General features: G+C 39.3%; 18 protein-coding genes. 3 read left to right on the top strand and 15 right to left on the bottom strand.

Features of this window, described 5'->3' with window-relative positions:
• Positions 1-506 precede the first annotated feature (506 nt).
• Complete coding sequence (locus G586_RS0115400; RefSeq protein ID WP_026528443.1) at positions 507-1,073, top strand: hypothetical protein; 567 nt, start codon at positions 507-509, stop codon at positions 1,071-1,073.
• Between the two features lie 329 nt (positions 1,074-1,402).
• On the opposite strand, the gene G586_RS0115390 is transcribed toward G586_RS0115400, so the two are convergent.
• Both G586_RS0115390 and G586_RS23360 read right to left on the bottom strand, forming a co-directional pair.
• Positions 1,403-2,653, bottom strand: a complete 1,251-nt coding sequence (locus G586_RS0115390) for a DUF6033 family protein (RefSeq protein ID WP_026528442.1) — start codon at positions 2,651-2,653, stop codon at positions 1,403-1,405.
• Between the two features lie 98 nt (positions 2,654-2,751).
• Positions 2,752-3,225 (bottom strand): C39 family peptidase, encoded by a 474-nt coding sequence (locus G586_RS23360; RefSeq protein ID WP_242832038.1) that lies wholly within the window; start codon positions 3,223-3,225, stop codon positions 2,752-2,754.
• A gap of 125 nt (positions 3,226-3,350) precedes the next feature.
• Here G586_RS23360 and G586_RS0115380 point away from each other — a divergent pair, with 125 nt between their 5' ends.
• A complete protein-coding gene (locus G586_RS0115380; RefSeq protein WP_026528441.1) occupies positions 3,351-3,683 on the top strand; it encodes a PadR family transcriptional regulator in 333 nt (110 codons plus the stop codon).
• 17 nt (positions 3,684-3,700) lie between these two features.
• Positions 3,701-5,095 (top strand): FtsW/RodA/SpoVE family cell cycle protein, encoded by a 1,395-nt coding sequence (locus tag G586_RS0115375; RefSeq protein ID WP_026528440.1) that lies wholly within the window; start codon positions 3,701-3,703, stop codon positions 5,093-5,095.
• A gap of 448 nt (positions 5,096-5,543) precedes the next feature.
• Here the strand turns inward: G586_RS0115375 and G586_RS0115370 are convergent, their stop codons facing one another.
• The 13 genes from G586_RS0115370 to G586_RS0115305 form a co-directional block, all read right to left on the bottom strand.
• Positions 5,544-5,828, bottom strand: a complete 285-nt coding sequence (locus G586_RS0115370) for a hypothetical protein (RefSeq protein WP_155834213.1) — start codon at positions 5,826-5,828, stop codon at positions 5,544-5,546.
• A 66-nt stretch (positions 5,829-5,894) separates the two neighbouring features.
• Positions 5,895-7,022 carry a helix-turn-helix domain-containing protein gene (locus G586_RS0115365; RefSeq protein WP_155834211.1) on the bottom strand — a complete coding sequence of 376 codons (1,128 nt, stop codon included), beginning with the start codon at positions 7,020-7,022 and terminating at the stop codon, positions 5,895-5,897.
• 120 nt (positions 7,023-7,142) lie between these two features.
• A complete protein-coding gene (locus G586_RS0115360; RefSeq protein WP_026528437.1) occupies positions 7,143-7,364 on the bottom strand; it encodes a hypothetical protein in 222 nt (73 codons plus the stop codon).
• Positions 7,365-7,377: 13 nt separating this feature from the next.
• Positions 7,378-7,683 carry a hypothetical protein gene (locus G586_RS0115355; protein WP_026528436.1) on the bottom strand — a complete coding sequence of 102 codons (306 nt, stop codon included), beginning with the start codon at positions 7,681-7,683 and terminating at the stop codon, positions 7,378-7,380.
• A gap of 41 nt (positions 7,684-7,724) precedes the next feature.
• Positions 7,725-9,998, bottom strand: a complete 2,274-nt coding sequence (locus G586_RS0115350) for an extracellular solute-binding protein (protein WP_026528435.1) — start codon at positions 9,996-9,998, stop codon at positions 7,725-7,727.
• Between the two features lie 122 nt (positions 9,999-10,120).
• On the bottom strand, positions 10,121-12,379 hold the full coding sequence (locus G586_RS0115340; protein ID WP_026528434.1) for an ABC transporter substrate-binding protein: 2,259 nt from the start codon (positions 12,377-12,379) through the stop codon (positions 10,121-10,123).
• Between the two features lie 74 nt (positions 12,380-12,453).
• Positions 12,454-12,828 (bottom strand): hypothetical protein, encoded by a 375-nt coding sequence (locus G586_RS0115335; RefSeq protein WP_026528433.1) that lies wholly within the window; start codon positions 12,826-12,828, stop codon positions 12,454-12,456.
• Between the two features lie 25 nt (positions 12,829-12,853).
• Positions 12,854-15,178 carry an ABC transporter substrate-binding protein gene (locus G586_RS0115330; protein ID WP_026528432.1) on the bottom strand — a complete coding sequence of 775 codons (2,325 nt, stop codon included), beginning with the start codon at positions 15,176-15,178 and terminating at the stop codon, positions 12,854-12,856.
• Positions 15,179-15,246: 68 nt separating this feature from the next.
• Positions 15,247-15,423, bottom strand: coding sequence for a hypothetical protein (locus G586_RS26285; RefSeq protein WP_155829860.1), 177 nt, complete (start codon positions 15,421-15,423; stop codon positions 15,247-15,249).
• 102 nt (positions 15,424-15,525) lie between these two features.
• The gene (locus G586_RS0115320) at positions 15,526-16,638 is read right to left on the bottom strand and encodes a M56 family metallopeptidase (RefSeq protein WP_026528431.1); all 1,113 of its coding nucleotides are present in this window, start codon (positions 16,636-16,638) and stop codon (positions 15,526-15,528) included.
• Entirely contained in the window at positions 16,635-17,015 is a 381-nt protein-coding gene (locus G586_RS0115315; RefSeq protein ID WP_026528430.1) for a BlaI/MecI/CopY family transcriptional regulator, read from the bottom strand. Before G586_RS0115315 ends, G586_RS0115320 begins: the two co-directional genes overlap by 4 nt.
• Before the next feature lie 194 nt (positions 17,016-17,209).
• On the bottom strand, positions 17,210-19,027 hold the full coding sequence (locus tag G586_RS23355; RefSeq protein WP_051204837.1) for an ABC transporter ATP-binding protein: 1,818 nt from the start codon (positions 19,025-19,027) through the stop codon (positions 17,210-17,212).
• The gene (locus G586_RS0115305; RefSeq protein ID WP_026528429.1) at positions 19,020-20,909 is read right to left on the bottom strand and encodes an ABC transporter ATP-binding protein; all 1,890 of its coding nucleotides are present in this window, start codon (positions 20,907-20,909) and stop codon (positions 19,020-19,022) included. The genes G586_RS23355 and G586_RS0115305 overlap by 8 nt, the downstream gene beginning before the upstream one ends.
• Positions 20,910-21,017 lie beyond the last annotated feature (108 nt).

Genomic DNA, 21,017 nt, shown 5'->3' with positions numbered 1-21,017 from the left:
GTAAGTAACACCATGATAGTTTCGTGAAATCCAAGTTTGCGATTTCTTGTGAAATCCTTACCCGGATTGACTGCATACAATTTGGGGTCATCTGCGATTTCGCTAATGGTAGCAAGTAACAGTGCCTTAACTGCGTCAGAATGTTTCATATAAGTGCCTCCTTGTAGTGAAAGTAACGTTTATGCCTTCACTACAAGGGCCGCACTCGTTACCTCTAAACAGCATCAGTAACGAGTGCGGCCGCGCATTTTGAACGGCTTGTCAACTATTTTTCATAATAATTTTTGTTAGGGGTAAGAAAAAAGCAGATCTTCGTTATTTACGAAAATCTGCTAAAGTAAATGACATTGATTCACAGTTGATATAAGATAGCTTCAATTATTCTCTAAAGCATCTAAGTAAATTTGCCGATAAAAGAGATAGCAATGGAACTGCGTGTCTTTTCAATGGATTGGAACATCCTATGAAAGGGCACATTTTTTGTTATTAAGGAGGCGATTTTTGAAATGGCAATAGGCGCAGTAGCAACAGATTACTATTGCAATCAAAGCATTCATTACGGCATGAATCGAGTATCTGAGGCAGTAACATCATTTGGTGATGAACTTACTGGAAGTGCAACATCTATATCACAGTCTTCAAATAAAGGTAAGAGAATAGGAATTACCACCGTTGGAGATAGGGGCTACATTGCAATGTATGCAGATTCCTCTACTGATGCTGATCCTGTGGTAAAAGTGGGAAAATATGAAGTCCGTATAAATGATGTAGATCCCAATAATGCAACACGTATGGAAATGTTTGCACTACTTTCATATATGGATGATCAGGGGCTTACAGATAATCATGGAATGAGTTCATATAGCAAAATGAAGGCATATTCATCCCAGGCTGAATATAATGGCTTTGCCAGTGGACTCGAAGATGATGCTCTTGCATGGAGTGAGAAACGTGATTGGATTGCCATACTGAATAATGCGAAAGAGACATTCTTGGCTATTCCAGAAACCTATAGACAAGCAATGAACATAGATCGGATGGTGTTTTCGTTGTTGGAAAAAATAGGAAAATAAAATGGCACTGCTACAGGGCGGAGGGAGTTATGCTCCGCCTAAAAGCTCTGCGACAGTATATGGCTCCCCAGAGGTGAGTCTCAAGAGAGCAACGAATTCATTGACACCATTTCTTGCATAGGTTTCAAGGTATGTCCTGATATCTGCAAAATATGAAGCGTATTCAATACTCTGGAACTGGCCGGACACCTTATCCTTGGTCTTAATAAATCTCAGTTACCGCTAAGAGAGGTTGTTTGTTGTGGGCAAAGTCCTTAACCCAGTCAAAGTAGTTGCTCTTATAATCCCTGATCCTGTTAAGAATGGCATTCACTTTCATAGTGAGATAATTATTTGTTGTAACTCATAAGTTTTTCTAATAATTGATCAGGCGTATCTGCAGAAATACCATATTTGTCTTCGCAGTCTTTAAAATTAGCGTGATAAGTGATGGAACCATTGTCGTCAATTCTGGCACCAAACCGTAGATAAACAGCATTGCCCTCATAGGCTTTCTCAATCTTCTTCATGTTTCCAACAGCCGTATTGATATCCTCCATTATGCTGCTGGCCCATTTGCTATCTCCGTTTGCAATGATACTAAGGGCATCATTGGATATAAGCACATTAAATTTTGTGGAGAAACGCCACATACTTGCACCTGTATATATATTATGAGGATGTTCATCAAGGCCTTTCCCATAAAAGTTGAAACTGGTCTGATGTTTATCATCGGAGTGAAGAGCTTCAAGGAAGTCAAGCGCTGTAAACTGCTTGGAAACAGGATTATTGAATCTATTAGCTACCTTATCTGTGTTATCTATGCGCCATTGTCTTTTTAACTGAAATGCTTCATTATATAATTCATTTGCTCTTTTTCTGGCTGATTCTGACCAGTCAAATGAGTATCCACCGAATACTTTTCCTTGTTTTTTTAGTTCATCAAACTCTTTTTGAGAAATATTATAGTAATACTTGTACTCGATATCTGCTGCACCTTCTTCATGCGGAAGCTCCACGCAGGCATCCAGGTGCATTACAGAACGCCTTGCCTGATCTTCCAGATCCATAATTTTACTGTAGAGCTCAGGATCAGACATGCGAAGCATCTCTGACTCACTTATCTGATAGTTACCCAAGTGATCATGATTGTAATTGTTTTTAAAGCGTGCTGATTCATTTTCCCAGGCTTCTCTTGTACTTGTCGTACCTGCATATTTATATGGCTGAGTAGCTTCTGTGGTATTTGCGGTGGATGCATTGTTTTCAGCATAAATCTGTGCTTCTTTAGATAATTCTACTGAACATGCGCTATTTTGCTTTGAGGGGACAGTGGCAGAATCTGAAGACTTCTTAGTCTGGACATTATCTGAAGATGAGGCTTTATCTATTCCACTACCCTTAAGGACTTTTGATGAATCAGAATCAATTGTTGATTCTTTCAGGTATGCAGCCATATCTCTCTTGATAATATCTGTATCAATATTTTTATTAACATTATAATTGATATGTGTAACGCTTACATCGAGTCCCTGAGTGAGAAACGCGTCATAATTTCCATATGCCTTATAAAGAGAACTAGCATAGTCATACATAGCCATAGCAAATACCTCCGTGTAAATGCATGTTGATCACTATTCAATTGAGAGCATATTCTCTCGTTTCATTTATCGGCATAAAAGGGAAATTTCTTTATATCCTAAGCATTGCTATATTTCCATACACTTTTCATTTGTGATACCAAAGATTCAACATCCCAATGCTTGCTACTATTTTTAGGACTGTTAGGATCGTTCACTATTATTTTTCCTTCTGCATCAATTCCTGTCAGCACTATGAAATGTCCTGTTTTTGTAAAATCTCCGGGTGACATTGAACAGATCATCGGCGCCTTACTGGATAAATTAGCCAAGATGTAATCTGATGAAACATCGCCGGTAACTACATTTAATCCATAGTGTTTGGCACCTTCTGTCATTATGGACCATGATGTGCCTTCGCCATATGTGTAAAAACCTTCATTTGACGCATAAGTTGCAACAACGAATGGATTAAGCTCCGAATCATTCTTAAGGCCACATGCCACCATAGCTAAACAAGTAGGCCCGCAACCGGCAACGCCTACATAGTTTGCTCCATAGTTTTTATATCCCCATCGCTTGTCCCACTGAATTGTGACATCATAATAGTTTTGTATAGACTCTATCGAAATAATAATATCCCTTGACTCATATCGATTATCGATATAGTATATAGATAATCAATATAAAGATATTCGATATATAAGGAGGGACTGTAATGAATACCATAGATAAGACTTTACTTTCCGGTAGTATGAGCACAATGTTGTTAAAGTTACTCTCAGAAAACGATATGTATGGTTACGAAATGATTGAAGCTCTTCGGGCACGATCACAAAATGTTTTCGAATTAAAAGCCGGCACGCTATATCCTCTTTTGCATACGCTGGAGTCCAAAAAATATCTCATATCCTACGAAAAATCCGGGAATGGAAAAATAAGAAAATATTATTCCATAACCAAGGAAGGCAGGAAATACCTAAAAAGCAAGTTAGAAGAATGGGAGACCTATAGTACAGCGGTTGCAAGCGTACTTGCATTCAGCATTTAAGGGAGGAGACCGGCATAATGAACTTAGAAGAATATCTTAATGAACTGAAAAATCAGATCAGAGATAAACACGCTAAAGAATTTGTTGTCAACGAATTTCTTGCCCATATCGAGGATCAGGCAGCTGATCTGCAACAGGATGGGATGGACCATGAGCAGGCACTTACAAAAGCAGTTGAGGAAATGGGGGACCCTGTGAGTGTCGGCGTCAGTCTTGACCGTATCCACAGGCCTCATATGGAATGGAAATTCCTGATATTTACCACTTTTATAAGTATTCTGAGTATCGGTGTTTTTTATTTGATTTGTACTACAATGCCTGCAGACAGCGTTTTAATTAATGTTGCAGTTACCAGTAATACATTTTTTAAGCACATAGCCTCTATAGCAATAGGATTAGTAGCCATGCTTATTGCTTACAGGCTAGATTATACTATTCTCGCAGGAAAAAGCCGTATAATCGCAGCTCTGTTTTTGCTTATTATGACGCTTCTTCCCATTCCATTTGGTCAGACGATAAACGGAAGCAATAGGTGGCTTTGCATCGGAGGAATCACTCTTTCAATCCAGGCTCTGTTTTTATTGTATTTACCACTTTTTGCAGGGATATTATATGAGTACCGAAATAAAGGTATTTCTGCTGTCATAAAGATCTTTTGTTGGATGATTGCACCGCTCCTATCTCGCTTACTGTACAGTGATGCCCGCGGTCCCTTTGCACTGTTCATGCTGTTTGCAGAATTCATCCTCTTTATACTTGCTCTGCGTAAAAACTGGTATGCTGTGAAAAAACGCGCTTTACTTCTCGGAGGCGGTTTCATTTTTTCAGTTATAGCTGCAGCAGTTGCTATTTTATGCATCAATTTAAGAAGTTATCAAGTTGCACGTTTACAAAATTGGATTTCTCACATAGGCCTTTTCACCAGAAGTATGGATGAAGACGGTATGTTGTACGTGAACTCCAGGCTGGATTATACATTCCTTCACAGCAATTTCATCGGGAAAAGCGACAGCGCCATAAATATCATGAAAAACATGGCAGGAATGACCGGAGACCTCATATTAGGCTCAGTTGCCGCCACATGTGGCATTGCTGCAGTAGTCGTAATAATGATAAGCCTTGTCGTTTTATCGATATATATATTTAACATTTCTCTTAAACAGAGAAACAGCCTCGGATATATCGTTGGGTGTTCCAGCGGCATTCTGATAGCTGTAGAAAGCATATCAAACATCCTGATTGTGTTTGGACTACTTCCGCTTACATCAACTACGCTGCCCTTTTTCACAAGTAGTATGAGTTATATTATTGTGGATTATATTCTCTTGGGATTAGTGCTATCAATTTACAGATACAAGGATATCCGTATAGAAAAGGAACCTGTTGGTTCAACGGTTGTAAAAGCAGAATAACAATATAACTGCTTACAAACAATCATTGGAACATAAAGTATAAATCTTCATACATCTCCCATACATTAAATTAGAGCAAGCCAGGCTTGCTCTAATTGATTACATTCGCTCACACTTGTAGGGGTGAAACCCTAATATAATCGCTCACATTTAGTGGGAGTGAAACCCCAATATAATCGTTCGCACTTAATGGAGGCGAAACTCCAATAGATGTGTAATCGTATCTTCTGATTAGAATACTAGCAAAAAACAGCCAAATATCAAGTTTGTATATTGTACCATTACTTTTTCTTTGTTTTTTCGTCCGCTTTGCAGACAATATAATCAAGCTAAACTTATGATTAGTAAGCAGCGCGCATGAGTCCAGTTTTCTGAAGAAGTGCATCCAGATTTTCATAAAAAGTAGGTACCAGCATAACACTGGTACCCACCACTATTCGCCTATTTCTTAATCAGAGGCCTGCTCCGTTTCCTGAGTCTGACCTAAAGGAAAACTCCCAATTTTCACTCTGCCCGCCTGTAATATATGCCGTCTAAAAAGCCTTTTAAATACAACTTTCAATCTGCCAAGAGAGTATTTTTCCCTCTTCTTAACATCCGCATCCCCCATGTGCCACATTTCAGCATACGATACAGTGCGTTTCAATTGTTCATTTTTTGCCCATGTTGGAACTGTATGCATATCTCTTTTACTAATTCCATATTTTGCTTCTATTATTGTCTGGGTATCCATGATGATTTCCTCCATTAACTTCCTCATGAAATACCCTTCGGCCGAAAGGTTTTATATCCTTTAATGTTATTTTATCTTGTCTATCAGTCTTCTCTTTTCCTCGCAAAGAGCGTCAACATCCGCGCCTTCAGTGATGTTCCATTCTTCTTCCAGATATTTGATCTGAAGCTCAACATACCTGATGGCATCTTCATATTTTCCAAGTATTTCATAAATCCTTGCCTGTGCCTGGAGATGATCCATGCAAATATGTTCCTTGTGGTTAGTTACATATATTTCCTCAGCCTTGTGATATCTTTCCAAAGCCTCCTCGTATCTTGCATTGGATGCATAAATGCCTGCTACTTCAAACATCGCATCGTAGCTGTCATGGAACTTTTCCTCGATACCAGATACTATTCTCCATGCATCCTCAGCACGATACTCAGCAAAAGCAATATATGCTTCATATACCGGAACTAAAACATCCTTATGATCCTGAAGCTTTGAATATGAAGTCAGATAATCTGCAGCCTCTTTAGTGCGATGATCCGCAATAAGGTTATCCATAAGAAACAGATAATTCCTGCCGATTTCAGGATACTTTTCTACTAAATCCTTGAAAAACGCTATCGTACTGTTATGCTGCCTTGCGTTCCAGTCCCAGACTACTGCTCCTTCACTCTTTTGCAGGAGCCACTGGTCCTCTTTTGCATCAGGATGAAAATTCATAGCCTTTCTGGCATACAAACTAACATATCTGCTGTCACTAACTATTCTGTGATGATAAAGATGGGCCAGAAATGTGTAAATCCTGCCATCCATCCTGTCCGGATGGTTCTCATCATACTCATCTTTTATATCCAGCAGGAACTCCTTTGTATTATTAAACGCTTCATCAGTGAGCTCATTTTCATAATCAAGCATGTTTTCGATACGATGCAGCTTCTGCTCTACAGATAGATCAAACAGTTCATCAATCGTAACCCCAAAGAATTCCGATATGGACGGGAGCAGTGATATATCCGGGGCACACACATTGTTCTCCCATTTTGATATAGACTGACTACTCACTCCTAGCGCATCTGCAAGAGCCTCCTGTGTTGTACTAGACTTTAAACGAAGTGCCTTAATTTTGTTACCAATATTCATTTCAGTTCTTACAAGAATAATTGTAGAATATAGTCGTATTGCCCACAATGACGCAGTTTTCAAGTCGGTACAACCTGAGGTTGATTATTTATTCTTGTATTTTGTCATTCTTCCCCGGTTTTTTTAATATCTTCAGGGATATATACAAGCCCAACCTCGTCCAGTCTCACATCATATTTGAGACTATGATACTTTAGTGTGCGAAAGTTCATTGCTCTCACAGATCATGTCGTAAATCTTCTGCTGGCGCTCAGTTAATGTCTTATTATCCTCTGCCTCAGCTGCAGCAGATTTATTCAACGGAATTGAAATCCTAAACACATCATCCTCAAACAATTCCGGTTTTCCCCCATCTACATATATTGGAGTATACTTTCCATGCTTGCGCGGAATGCTGTCATTCATATTTCATTCCACGCTATTTACCATTATTTCTTCGAATATCAGCAGTGTCCTGAACTGCCTTAGGCAGCCAATCTTCTTTGACATAATCAAGCGGAATAACCAACTCTTGAATTTTGTCATCCTTGCCAGGCCTCTTGATATCGTCTGGCAAATAATCCAGCCCGACTTCCCTTAAGCTCATAACACTATCATAAATCCATCCAACAGCTTGGTTATCACAATACAAGCAATAGCACCCAAACATCTTTTTTACCTTTACATCAAGCTCTATGAGTGCGTCTAACCATTCTTGAACTATTTGCGGATCTTCATAAGCCATCTTATTCCCTCCGTAACGGTAACGCTATTACAGTTCCTATTTTATTTTTCATCCAAATAGATCTGCACCCTGCTATTCATCACGTTTGCAGCTTCTTCTGCTGTTCTTTCTCCCGCAAAGAACGGGGCCAGTTCCTCGGAGATGATATCACCAATATAAAACAGTTCGTAATTTATTGGATTAGCTTCCTCTGCCATCATCTTTAGCTTCTCTGCATTTTCCTCAGATACGCCTTCTCCCTCATAGCTTATGCCATTCATATAGCTGGAAGCGCCCTCAGATGTCTCATTTGCCTTAGCAAGTTCCAGCTCCTTATAAAAAGCTTCTTTTTCTACCGGGAAATGACCACCATACTTCTGCTCATTAGTTTTCGAATACTTACTCTGCGCATTCTTCATCTGGGCATCGTGAGAAATGATAAACTTAAGGAACTCTTTTGCACCTTCAGGGCAGGTCGCCTTTGCATTAAGATACAGCATATTGCAAAAGGCATACGCACCGCTGCCTTCATTTCTCGGATATCCGGCAAGAGATACATTTCCATCAAAACAGGCATCAAGGTAATTCATCACTTCTGGACTACCTACGCTCAGATTTTCAGATATTATCTTCCCTGCGTCGATTTTTTCCTTATAGTTGTTTTCATTGATATTCTCAGGACAAGCATATTTTGAGGCAAACATTATCAACTGGACAAATTCAGGGCTATCAAGATGGCTTTCCCTGTTATTCCAGTCAATAAAGGAAGGATTAGTTTCGTCCAAAAGTCCATAATAGAAAACGATATCTTCCCCTGATGTATTAAGTGCTACTGCCTCTGCATCAGCTTCTTTGGTTATCTCCAGCAGTTCATTAAGTGAGACGGAAGCTCTGTCACCAAGAATTCTACCAGGATAGGCTGCAGTTTCCATGTAGAATTCATAAGGAATTCCATATTGTTCACCCTCGAACTGTCCGTTCTGGAGTACAGCATCAAAATATTTTGATTTATCCTGAATCAGATCACCCACAGAATTTATCAGTCCATTTTGAACCATGTCCTTCTGTTCCATTATTCCATTGACAATGAGGTCAGGTCCTGTGCCAGTAAGAAATGCTTTCCTAAGATCCGTCTGATATTTCTCCATATCCTCAGGATCTTCAGGAAGACTAACATTTATGTGATAATCTGCATTAGTCCGGTTAAACATGGCTATATAGTAATCAAGACTGGCAATCTTAAAGGGCATGGAAATAACAACTTCCTGCTTTTCCGCTTCTCTTTTTGAGTCGAGATCAGCCTCCAGTACATAATGGCTGCCTTCAAAGTCAGTAAGCACTTTAAGAGTGTTATCCTGTTTTTCAATCTTACTGATATTACTTAGGAAGTATCCCCTGTTTTTCCAGTCTATAAGCTTATCCTCACTGCCGTCCTCTTTCAGAAGCATTAGTGATTCAGTATCCGTAACGTACCAGCCATCTGTTGTTTTAGCCATAGCCTGAATAGCAGATTTTTCACCTGCGGCTTTATAGGAAAATGAGCTTTCCTTTTCGTCTACCGCACCTGCACAAAATGTCTCTTCGTTATTACCATACCAAATCGCAGAAGCATCTTCTGACAAGTCTATTCCTTCAATTTTACCGGGATAATTGTCCTGACGGATTTCTTTTGTGCTGAGATTATATGAGATAATCCTGTTTTCAGCAGGATAGTTCTTATAGGAATAAACAGTATCTTTCCCATCAAAAAAGAACTGGTTGTCAGACCACTGGTTTTCCGGTTCTTTTTCTGTGATAGGATACTCTGAGATCAGTGAAAAAGCACCATCGGTATCCATTTTCCCAAACGCAAAGTAGTTCTTGTCATTTTCCAGATACCCTGATGAGACAAAATAGACCACTTCATCATAAATTCCTGCTATCCTGCAAGGTTTATAGCCATGGCGGATATCTACAGATTCGTATTCTCCATCCAGGTTCAAATATGGGGCCTCATAATTCTTCCACTCATCGAACGGATACTCAGAAATCTGGATATAATATCCCAAATCCATTTCATCATTATATTCCGTATCCTGTCCCCAAAGCTGGGCAAGGCGATAAACCTTATTCCCAGCCATTTTTATATCAAGTTCCTTAACCCAGTCATCACTATGCTTGATCAGACCGGAATCCGCATCCGGTAATTCATGCTCTTTTATTTCACATTCAAATATCTTTTTGCTTTCGGCTGGTTCCAAGCCACCTATAGCATTCCTTTTTCCACACGCACTAAGTAATGTCATGGTGCATACAAGAACCATGGGCAGTACTCTTGTCCCAAAACTCTTTATCATTACCCTATAGTATTATTCCTCTCCCAACTTATCTAATAAAAATATGGCAGTCGGTCCGTCAGCACCACCAATTATTACATCAGATTCTATTCCCATAAAACCATTACCTCTGCTCCAGAATATTACTCGCTCTCACTGAGATATAGGCTCACTCTGCTCTGTATGATATTAGCGACTTCATCAGCACTTTTCTGTCCTGCATAAAACGCCCCCACCTCTTCGCTGATAATATCAAGGATCTTATTGTCCACAGGGGAGATTTCTTTCACAGACATTATAAAATCGCTAAAATACTCTGCCTCCTCCTTGCTAAGTGCTTTTCTTTCCACGTTAACACCTGCAATATTGAATTCTTTATGAGCTATTAGTGAATCTCCATATATATCTCCCAGTTCGACCTGTGATTTTTTTACAAGAAAATTAAATGCCTTTTTAGACACCGGAAATCCATCTTCTATTTTTTCCTGATATTCATCTGATAGGAAAGATTTAAGAAAACGCCATGCAGATTCCTTATCTGTACATGAACTGCTTATTGCAATTTGTAATGGTAGGCTTATATATGATTTCCCGCATTTTTCAGATGGATAACCATTAAATACGATATCTCTTCCAAAATATCCGTCTCTTATCACCTGATAAAAATCAAAGTCAAAAAAAGTATATGGCAAGAGAAGAGCCTTGTTTTCCCTATAATAGCCTTCTCTTTCACTGCTGTATTCCACGCCATCTTCTGCTCCCGGAAATGATGAAATAAGATCAAGTAACGCTTTAAAGCCTTCGGAATCATATCCGCTTATACCTTTTTCATAATCAATAAATGAAGAGCCACAGAGTGAGTAATAAATGTCCGAGTAATCTCGTATATGAAAGCCCATTCCATCAGCAGGATCCATGCCCTGCCTACTGCAAATATCTTTATAATTCTCCAGTGTTACTATTTCATCCCCTACTATATCCTTGGCTGCAACACATGTATTAATCTGGAATTTGGGAACTAAAAAGTAATGATTCCCCTTTATAGATGTAGCCCCTACAACATTTTCGAGGATTTTTTCCAGTGATATTTCCTGATCCTGTTCTACATATTTATCGAGAGATTCCAGTGCACCTTTATCAATGTAGCTTCTCCAGGGCATATCATCATCAAATATGAGAATATCCGGTGCATTTCCCTGAACCATATCCAGATTAAGTCTTTCGTATGAGGCTGACAAATCGCCTTCTTCCGCACCAGCATCATTTTCTGTATAATCCAGAATCTTTAGCCTTACTTTATCGTTCTCCTGATTAAACCGAATCATCTGATTCCTGACGTCATCATCAATCCCTATCATCCCTATTGTCAGAGTAGTTTTTGATGTAACGTCTTCCGGTTTAACTTCTGTGACACCGCATAAACTATACTCATCATTTCCAAGTGATCCATATATAACCATGTTATCAGGAGATGGTTCCGCTATAATTGCAATATACCCCACCTGAATATCTGACAGTACATAATCATATATCAAAGTCGCTTCCATATTCCCAGTATTAAAGCCGTAAATGCCATCCTTTTCAGCCACATAGAAATCAAAGGTACTTCCCGGAAAAAGACTTTGACAGTTCACATGTAATGATTGTGGAGTCTCAACTACTTTCCCAAATGTTTTTGAATCACAATTAAACTCATAAAGCTTGTAATCCAAATTGCTATCTTCTTCGCAGATATAAACCTTGCCATTCCTTGTCTTAAGAAGTTTTGCGTCATAGTAATTGGGAATATCCGTATCTCTCTTTACTTTTTCTGTGAATTTTCCATCATTTTCATCATATATTGATAATTCACCTTCTCCGACAATTACTACCCCTACACCATTTACATAAGCTACATCACGGATATCATTCTCACAATCAGCTTCAGTTAATGGTGCAGACCACATCATATTTCCCTGTGCAGATAACTTAACAAGACACTTTTCTGATGGTGAAGAATCATCGCTATAGGCCGTCTTTATAATGAAAATATTCCCACTATCGTCAACTGTAAATTTCTCATAATAATAATCTGATTCTTCCGGCAAGAGTATTTCCTCAAAATCTCTCTCCACAGTTAGCTTCAAGATAGATTCAGCCGTCAGGATTTCTCCATGATAGGCATGAAAATAGCAGCAGCCATTAACGACAGAAAAGCTATCCGAATAAAGACTCATATCCGCATTGGGTAGTTTTTTGTCTTCCAATTTAAAAACATGACTTCTTTCTCGAACCGCTTCATCCCTACCAACTGCTACCGGTGCTTCATTTTCTCTTATATTCTCTGTTTTTCCACATGCTCCAAGAAAAAACGCCGACATGAAGATCACAGCCAGCATTCCCACAATATTGACTTTTTTCATATTCCACCAAAAGAACTATTTGTTCTTGATTCAAAATCTTAATAGTAATATTCTAGCTAAAACTTCAAATGCTGCTAACTAAATGTAATGCTAACATTGTTACCACAAAACACCTTAATCTGTTTTATTAAATTGTCTTTATCATCTTCAGATAACCCGTATGCCCCGGTGTCGATAGTAACTTCCTGCACCATTAAATCATCAGAAATAACGGTCTTAATATCTGCATCTTCTATGTTTAGCTGTTCCGCTATTACATCTGATAACTGTTTCTCTATATATTTCCCATATTCATCCGCTGTAACCGGTGTAGCATCTGTTAATGATTCTATATCTGCAGGATCTTCAGTTACATTTTGCCCTGATGAACCATCTCCGCATCCACTCAGTAAAAGCATGATGAATACTGTCCAAATGGTAATTTTCTTCTTCCAAAAACTCTTTTTCATAACCCTTTTCTCCTATTTTCCACCATTAGCTATTTTCACTAAGATAAAGACTAACCCTGCTCTGGATGATATCGGCTACTTCTTCCGCCGATTTCTGGTTCTCATAGTAAGCCCCAGCTTCTTCGGTTATTATGTTTTCAATCTGGATTTCATTAGTTGCTGCATCCGTCACCGATGAAATGAAATCTATCACGGTTTCTGTTTCTTCCTTAGAGAGTTCATCGAGCTGGTATTCCTCATTTCCTATCCCAAGGATATCACCCGTATATACTTCTTCGCCCTTGGAATTAGTATAGTAAGGTCTTTCTTGCGCTTTAGCCGCCATCGCTTCAAGAGCACTTTTCTTTATTGGAAAATCCCTTTGTAATTTATTTCGATAATCATCGTCATAAAAAGACTTCATGAATTCCCAGGCTGCATCTTTATATTTACAGTTGTGGTTCATTGCTATCTGCATTCCCGTGGAGAGGAAGGATTTTCCTCCATCATTTGTTGGATAACCATTAAACTCTACATCCGTGCCAAAGTATCCATCAAGCAGCAGCTTATAGTCCTGAAAAGATGCCAGGGTATAATCCAAAAGAAGAGCTTTATTTTGCCTGAAGTATGTTTCGTATTCTTCCCACTCATCGTTATCTTCATCATCTTCTGTTTCTTCCGGAAACTGATTAATGAATTTCAGAAGATTAACAAAGCCCTCTGAATCAAAACTGCAGGTTCCATTTTCATAATTAATAAAAGTGCTTCCTGTGGTTTCGTAGAAGTCCGTGGCTGCATCTCTTGTCATATAGCCCATTCCGACAACAGGATCAATACCATTTGCTTCGCATATTTCTTTATAATTCTCCAGTGTGACCTTCTGATTTCCAAGCTTATCTTTAGCTGCAACACAGGTATTCACATAAAAAGACGGAACAACGGTATACAGTTCTCCATTTACTCTTGTGGCATCGACCACATTTGGTAAAAGATCAGAGATGCTAATATCAGGATCATTTTCAAAATATGAATCAAGGGGCTCAAACACACCTTTCTTCGCATAATTCTGAAGAGCTGCAGAATGGGAAACCACCATAATATCCGGCCCCTGCCCCTGAACAAATTCAAGCCCCAGCTTATCTACACAGTCAAAATATCCTGACAAATCCGCTCCTGCGCTGTCAGTAGCATAATCAATCAGCTTAAGCCTGTATTTATCACTCTTTTTATTGAATTTGGAGACCTGCTTTCTGACCTCATCAGATATGAAAATGGTTCCAACTGTGATAATCTCTTTTTCCGTAATTTCTGATGGATTGATTTTTGTCAAACTTGCAAGCTCAGATCCTTCATCGGGCATTTCATTTATTACAAAGATTTTTCCGTTTTCATCATCCCCGATATATGTCAGGTAATTTATTACTATATCCGATGACTCAAAGTCACAGACAAGCGTCATCTGCTCGTCCCCAAGATTAAAGGCCTTTATTCCGGAGCGCTCTTCAACATAAAAATCGAAGGCTTTTCCTGGATAGATTCTATTCCCATTCTGAGCATCGTTTGGAATAGAAACCTCTTCATCAAAATCCATCGTATCCGGGTTGAATTTTTTAATGATAAGACCGTTTTCATTGTAGGAATTGTCATATAGATATACGTTGCCATCTCGCAGCATATATAGATTTCCGAAGTAGTAATCATCAGAAGAATCATCATTTCCCCCTATGATTTCTTCTCCTTCATCGGTGTTTTCATCATAAAATGAAGCTGCTCCACTACTATAGGTCAGGATTCCCCTTCCCCTAACATAGGCCATGCTCCCTACTGTCTTCTTAGAGTCTGTCTCTGTAAGCGGTTTTTCCCAAATAATATCCCCTTCTGCTGAAAGCTTTACAATAGTAGAAGTAGTATTGTCAGCACGAAATTTTTCCGAGTAGGCAATCTCTTCCTCATTTTCATAAGCTTCCAGCCAATCATCGGTGTAAACTGTCTTTATCAGATACAGATTTTCGTCTTCGTCAGCTGTCATCTCACTATATGCGATGTTATAGGCAGCTTGAAGCGGAAGCTCAGTCACAGCTCCGGAAGCATAATCAACCCTCATTATCTCCGGAGCAGCTTCGCTCCCTTCGTAGTAGCCTATCAGTGTGAAAAAACTGTCCTCTGTGCTGCAACTGCTAATGCAGTAACTACTATCCTTTACAGGTAAGTCGATGTCCTCCCACCGATATACATGATCCTTGTCAATCGCAGGTTCAACATCAGCGTTTTCCTGCAGAGCTACATTTTCCTTATTTCCACATGCACCAAGGATGGTCATGGTACATATCATGCCCATAGCTAATACTCTTGTCCCAAAACTCTTTTTCATAGTCCCCTTTTCTCCCATTTTGAAAGCCTTATCTCAATCTCGTTATGTAATGCCATAAGTATCGATTTTTAAAAACAGTCAACCCATCCACAGCTTTTAATGTCATCAAATGTAACTTCTTTATTTAATTCAGAACCATTAGTTAACGGCTCCGGTTTGGCAGACATATCCCCAAATGACACTACCGTTATAATTATTGCCACAATTACCCCCAAGCAGATTACTACCAGCTTTTTTGTATGCATATTATTCCCTCCGCTCCCAACAAAGTTTTTCCCTTCTCAAGTATCTTTAATCCCCTCATTTATATAACGCATGAGCATTTAATTTCGGGACAGAAAATCTACTTATTTTTTATATTTCTTTAAGTCACAGTATGGCTCCGTCCCAATTTCTTCTTTGCCAATAAGCTCTATGTATTCCCCATCAACATAGAGTCTGTAGCCCTCGCTATATTCAATAAGCTCAGCATTATCCTCTGTAATGAATATTTCATCCTCAACATAAGGCGGATCATAGAGAGGCTGTATGACCGGTACGTATGATGCAAAAAGAAGAACCAGTCCCAGCATTATGATCACAGAATTCTTCCTTTTATCTGTTCTTATATCAAAGAATACTCGGCGTGCTCTTGATACAAGCATTCTTTTCTGCGTAATTCCTGAAAAGCTTGCCACGCTGTACCCATAAGGCTTCATCGCTCTTATGACTGCCATCTTTTTCATGGTCTCAATATAACTGATCTTCTCTTCCTGTGAGTAACCTCTTACAGCAGCTTCATCGCATCTTCTTTCAGAAAGCATTTCAAAATCAACTTCAAGGAGTCTAAGCACCGGATTCCACCACAAAATACAGCTTGCAAGATGAAGCAGCATTTTGGTCAGGACATCCCTGTGTTTGATATGTGATGCTTCATGGAATAAGATATTTCTGATATCCAGGTCCGAATAATCCACCGCTGGCAATATCACACCATAATTTATAACCCCAACCGAAACAGCCTCTTCAATAAATTCAGACATTACTATTTTCTTCGGATCCAGGCCCGCGCTCCTTGCTATAAAGGCATATTCCTTAGGAAGCTCTTTACCCTGTATAATTAAAAGTCTAATACTGTTTCTGTTTTTTAAGACCTTATATCCCCAGAAGCCGATTGCAAAAGCAGCACCGGCAATCCATATGACTATCAGCAGTGAACCTATAGATATAACATTGCCTATCCTTGAGTTCAAAAAATCATTAAGGCCTGTCATCACTATCCTCGATGGGATTACAAATGAAATGCTTGTTTCTATGGGAATTATGATCCTTACAAGAAGCATGACAAATGCTGCAATCCATGGGGTCATTCCTGCGGAAAACATGTTGCTATCTCTTTGCACAGCTATATGAAAAGCCAGCGCAACCGCTGTTCCTAAAAACATCGCAGTAAACACAGACCAGATACTTATACTTATCATTTTCCGATTTCCTTCTTCTTTTCTTTTACAAGTCTGTCCAGTTCTTCTATTTCATCTGCATCAACTTTTCCAGTCCCAATTATCCCTGAAACCAGCTGAGGCAAAGATATCTTCCCTTCATACTGCATCAGTTCTTCCAGCATATATTCCGTGCAGCTGACCTCAGGTGCAAAAGTCCTGGCAATTGTCTTCCCACTGTGCGTATATCCCACTTCTTTAAGAAGGCCTTTCTTTATAAGACTGTTTATGATAGAAAAACCTGATCTGTCCTTCCAACACCTGTTAGGACTTGCCTCGATCAGCTCTGCCAAAGACATCTCTTTCTCCGCTGTCCAGTATGCCTGCATTATCTCCATCTCGCTCTGTGTTAAGTACATCCGTTATCTCCCTGTATTTTATTTAAACAATTTGAATTTCGCCTGATACGGCTGATTTCCCCAAATGTCACAATAAAAGTATATGTCATTTGTTAGCATGAGTCAATTTGATTTGACTGTATCTTTTTGCTTTTATTAAACAAAAAGCTCTCAGGAAAACCTAAAAGCTTTTGAAGTCACTGTGGGCAGTTCTCTTATGCACTCACATCCCTATAGTATTTTGCCTGTGCCTCAAACATGGTGGCATATATACCCTCTCGCATTTTTACGAGCTCATCATGTGTGCCGTACTCTGCAATATGTCCATCAGAGAAAACAGCTATTCTGTCACAGAACTTGCAGCTTGATAATCTGTGCGAAATATAAAAAGCGGTTTTACCACCCACAAGGGTGTGGAACTGTTTGTAAACCTCGTATTCAGCCAATGGATCAAGGGCAGAGGTAGGCTCATCCAGAATGACTACAGGGCTGTCCTTATATAAAGCCCTCGCAATTGCAATCTTTTGCTGTTCTCCTCCGGAAGGTTCTATTCCCTTTTCATCAAAATACTTGAATAAATTAGTCTTTGCGCCTTTTTCAAGCTCATCAATTCTATCCCTTAGCCCTACAAGATCAATGTACTCGTCAGCCTTGCCCTTATCAAGGCTATCAAACGCTATATTCTCGTCTATAGGAAAAGAAAAAAGCTTAAAATCCTGAAATACCGGAGCAAACTGCTGCATATACTGCCTGTAATCGTAATCTCTTATATCTATTCCATCGACCAGAATCTGACCTTCCGTGGGATCATAAAGTCTGCATAGCAGCTTAATAAAGGTAGTTTTGCCGGCGCCATTTAGACCCACAATAGACAAATGCTCACCGGGTCTAATCTTAATACTGATATCATCAAGAATCTTTTTATCAGTTCCCGGGTAGGAAAAAGAAACATGCCTGAATTCGATTTCATGAGGCTTTTTAGAAATCTCTTTTTCTCCCTTGGGAAGAGCCTCCGGATATTCCATAAATAAAACATACTCATAGGCATAGTTACAATCCTTGATAAGCTCCGTCACATTGTAAACAAGTCCGCTCAAAGTTCCGTTGAGAGCTGCTTCTGTGCTGATTAGCTGCACTAAGGTTCCAATACCATAGACTCCCTTTATAGCCAAAAGAGCTACATAAAAGTATGCTGCCGCACCTTTTATAGCAGATATTACATTAACACCTATACTATATGGAAGCTGGGTTACTGCCTGCCATCTCCAGTGCTTATTGCTCTTATCTGTATTATTTTTCCAGCGGTCCAACATAAGGTTCTGAGCGTCATAAAGACGGATATCCTTACCAAATCTTGGATCTACTATTTCCCAGCCAAAGTAGCCAAACAGTCTGTTTACCTTGGATAGTTTTCCAAAGGCTTCAATTTCTATCTTATTCTGCTTGGAAACCACATATAGATTTACCAGCGAGTATATAGCCAAAAGAAGAAGCAGGAGCGGTGCATGAAGAGCTATAACAACCACAAATCCAATGGCTCTGACTATGTTGGTAATGAACATAAAAAGGATTTCAGAAATGCCATAAACTCCCCCTGAGTACCAGCTCATTCCTGTTCTTGCTTTTTCAATCTGATCCAGAGCCTCTTTATCCTCTGTGAGCTGATAATCCAGTTCCATGGAATGTTTCCCCATGAGTATTGAAAAATAGTCATCAAGTCTTTGCTGGTATTTACTCAGTACAGTATTACTGCGGCTGGTAACCATTGAAATAACGAATTCACCTATAATAAGACTTGCTGCCAGAATAACCAGTTTGCTTAAATCTCTATCACCTACTATCTCATCAACTATTAGAGGCGAAATCATAATTGCCACAAAGGGTTGGAGAATCTGTGAAACTGCCTTTATGCTCTCCCACACGAAGAATCCCGGGTATTTTTTATATGTTGTCGAAAACAAAAGAGCTACAACTTTTCGTATCTTATGGAGAGCAGAAACATTTTCTTTACTGTCTTTATTTATGTTAGCCAACCTTCTCTACCTCCTGTTCTGTTTCCTCACCTTCCTCATTATCACGGTAATACTGAGCCTGTACGTTAAACATATCTGCATATTTTCCGTTCTTCTCCATAAGCTCATCGTGACTTCCAAGTTCCACCATGCTTCCATTCTCAAACATAACTACTTTGTCACAAAATCTGGTAGAAGCAAGTCTGTGTGAGATATAAACTGCACTCTTTTCTCCGATCATTTCATCAAACTGCTCATAGAGCCTTTGCTCAGCAATGGCATCAAGGGCAGATGTAGGCTCATCCAGGACAACTATCTTAGAGCCTTTATACAGAGCTCTTGCCAGAGCCAGCTTTTGTTTTTCGCCACCGGATAAATCGATACCATCTTCTTCTACAACATTTGTAAGCGGTGTATCAATTCCTTTTATGAGTGAATTTAACTTTTCTTCAAGGCCGGCGGAAATTGCACACTCTTTTGCCCTGGCTCTATTAAGCTCCTCCCTACTATACATGGCGATATTCTCAGACATTAGAAATGCAAATATCTCAACATTCTGAAATACCGGAGCAAATAGTCTGTAATAATCTTCTCTCCTGTATTTTCTGATATCTGTACCATTGATGGTAATAACACCTTCTGTGGAATCATAGAGTCTTAAGAGGAGCTTTATCATTGTAGTCTTCCCTGCGCCATTTAGTCCTACCACAGCAAGTTTTTCTCCCGGATGAATCTTCAGATTAAGATCCTTAAGAGCATAGGTTTCTGCCTTGGCATACTTGTAGGATACGTTCTTAAATTCAATTTCGTAGGTGTCTGCCTTCGGAATCTCTATGCAGTCTTTTTCATCGTCATCTATATCAAGCTCAATAAAGGATCTGAAATCATCAGTTTCCAGTGATGCCTTCTTATAATCTCCAAAGCGCTGCAGGAGATTTAAAAGTGCCTGAGAAAAAGCCATTGATAGAGACAAAAACAATGTGAAATTTCCTACAGACAAGTCTTTTGTAAATACTGCAAAAAACAATACCGCATATATCAGCGCCTTGATCACAACATTCGCTATCTGTGTAACAAAAGAGTTTTTGAACCAAAGCTCATGATGAAGGTCCATTTTTCCCTCTTTATCAAGGTATGTTTCCTCCTGCTTTTTTGAAAGGAACTCAGAGAGATTAAAGAGCCTGATCTCCTTGGCATGGTCACAGTACTGGGTTACTCTTTCCATATAATCAGTTTTTCTCCATGAACCTGAGAGCTTATCCCAAACCTCCTTTTTGTCCTTCTCAACTATTTTCCTATAATACAAAAACTGGATAACGTATAGCACTATCAGCGCCAGAATTAGTCTGAAGTCCAAAACCATAACGGCCACAAATGTGACCACTACGGTAAAAAGACTGGTAAGAAGCTGCTGCATATAACGCATCATACCCTCAACGCCGTTCATGTTGCCACCTGTCGCCTGAGCTGCACGCTCTGCAACATCAAGGACATCCGGTCTTTCAATAAGTTCATATTTAAGTGAAAGAACTCTTGCTATTCTCTCGGTGATCATATGCATGCGTACATATATAAATCTGTACCAGACAAGACAATCCGATAAAACGCTTCCTATATTGAGAATGCATGCGATAAATCCTGCAGCAAAGATCAGCTTAACAAGTCTTTCCATAGCCTCTTTTTCCGGAAGTCCCATCTGAATAATATCAATTACATATTTACTAAAAATCCCCCAAAAATAAGAAAGAACAGATGAGCAAACCATCCCAAGCAGTACAAGAGCTACTACATCCGGCTTGTACTTAATCATCTTACCTATGATATATCTGGTGTTACTCCATATCCCAAACTCCTTGTGTAATGGATTATCTTTACTTTCTTTGTATTCATCCTCAAGCCACATGGCTACTTCCTCCCGTTTCTACACTTTCTACTTTTCTGACTTTCTTCTGCCATATAAGCCTGAACCCAAAATGAAACACCCCAGCATTCCTATAATAGCCCTCCATAC

Origin of the sequence: Butyrivibrio sp. VCD2006 (assembly GCF_000423925.1) — a bacterium.
Lineage (GTDB): Bacteria > Bacillota > Clostridia > Lachnospirales > Lachnospiraceae > Butyrivibrio.
Note: the sequence above shows the minus strand (reverse complement) of the source record. Positions and strands in the feature narration are given on the sequence as shown.

Coding starts and splice junctions, on each gene's coding strand:
- G586_RS0115340 (WP_026528434.1), bottom strand. CDS start 12,379: ATGAAAAAAGTCAATATTGTGGGAATGCTGGCTGTGATCTTCATGTCG.
- G586_RS0115305 (WP_026528429.1), bottom strand. CDS start 20,909: ATGTGGCTTGAGGATGAATACAAAGAAAGTAAAGATAATCCATTACAC.
- G586_RS0115350 (WP_026528435.1), bottom strand. CDS start 9,998: ATGATAAAGAGTTTTGGGACAAGAGTACTGCCCATGGTTCTTGTATGC.
- G586_RS0115390 (WP_026528442.1), bottom strand. CDS start 2,653: ATGGCTATGTATGACTATGCTAGTTCTCTTTATAAGGCATATGGAAAT.
- G586_RS0115360 (WP_026528437.1), bottom strand. CDS start 7,364: ATGAATGACAGCATTCCGCGCAAGCATGGAAAGTATACTCCAATATAT.
- G586_RS0115355 (WP_026528436.1), bottom strand. CDS start 7,683: ATGGCTTATGAAGATCCGCAAATAGTTCAAGAATGGTTAGACGCACTC.
- G586_RS0115380 (WP_026528441.1), top strand. CDS start 3,351: ATGAATACCATAGATAAGACTTTACTTTCCGGTAGTATGAGCACAATG.
- G586_RS0115370 (WP_155834213.1), bottom strand. CDS start 5,828: ATGGATACCCAGACAATAATAGAAGCAAAATATGGAATTAGTAAAAGA.
- G586_RS0115320 (WP_026528431.1), bottom strand. CDS start 16,638: ATGATAAGTATAAGTATCTGGTCTGTGTTTACTGCGATGTTTTTAGGA.
- G586_RS0115375 (WP_026528440.1), top strand. CDS start 3,701: ATGAACTTAGAAGAATATCTTAATGAACTGAAAAATCAGATCAGAGAT.
- G586_RS0115400 (WP_026528443.1), top strand. CDS start 507: ATGGCAATAGGCGCAGTAGCAACAGATTACTATTGCAATCAAAGCATT.
- G586_RS26285 (WP_155829860.1), bottom strand. CDS start 15,423: ATGCATACAAAAAAGCTGGTAGTAATCTGCTTGGGGGTAATTGTGGCA.
- G586_RS0115335 (WP_026528433.1), bottom strand. CDS start 12,828: ATGAAAAAGAGTTTTTGGAAGAAGAAAATTACCATTTGGACAGTATTC.
- G586_RS0115315 (WP_026528430.1), bottom strand. CDS start 17,015: ATGTACTTAACACAGAGCGAGATGGAGATAATGCAGGCATACTGGACA.
- G586_RS0115330 (WP_026528432.1), bottom strand. CDS start 15,178: ATGAAAAAGAGTTTTGGGACAAGAGTATTAGCTATGGGCATGATATGT.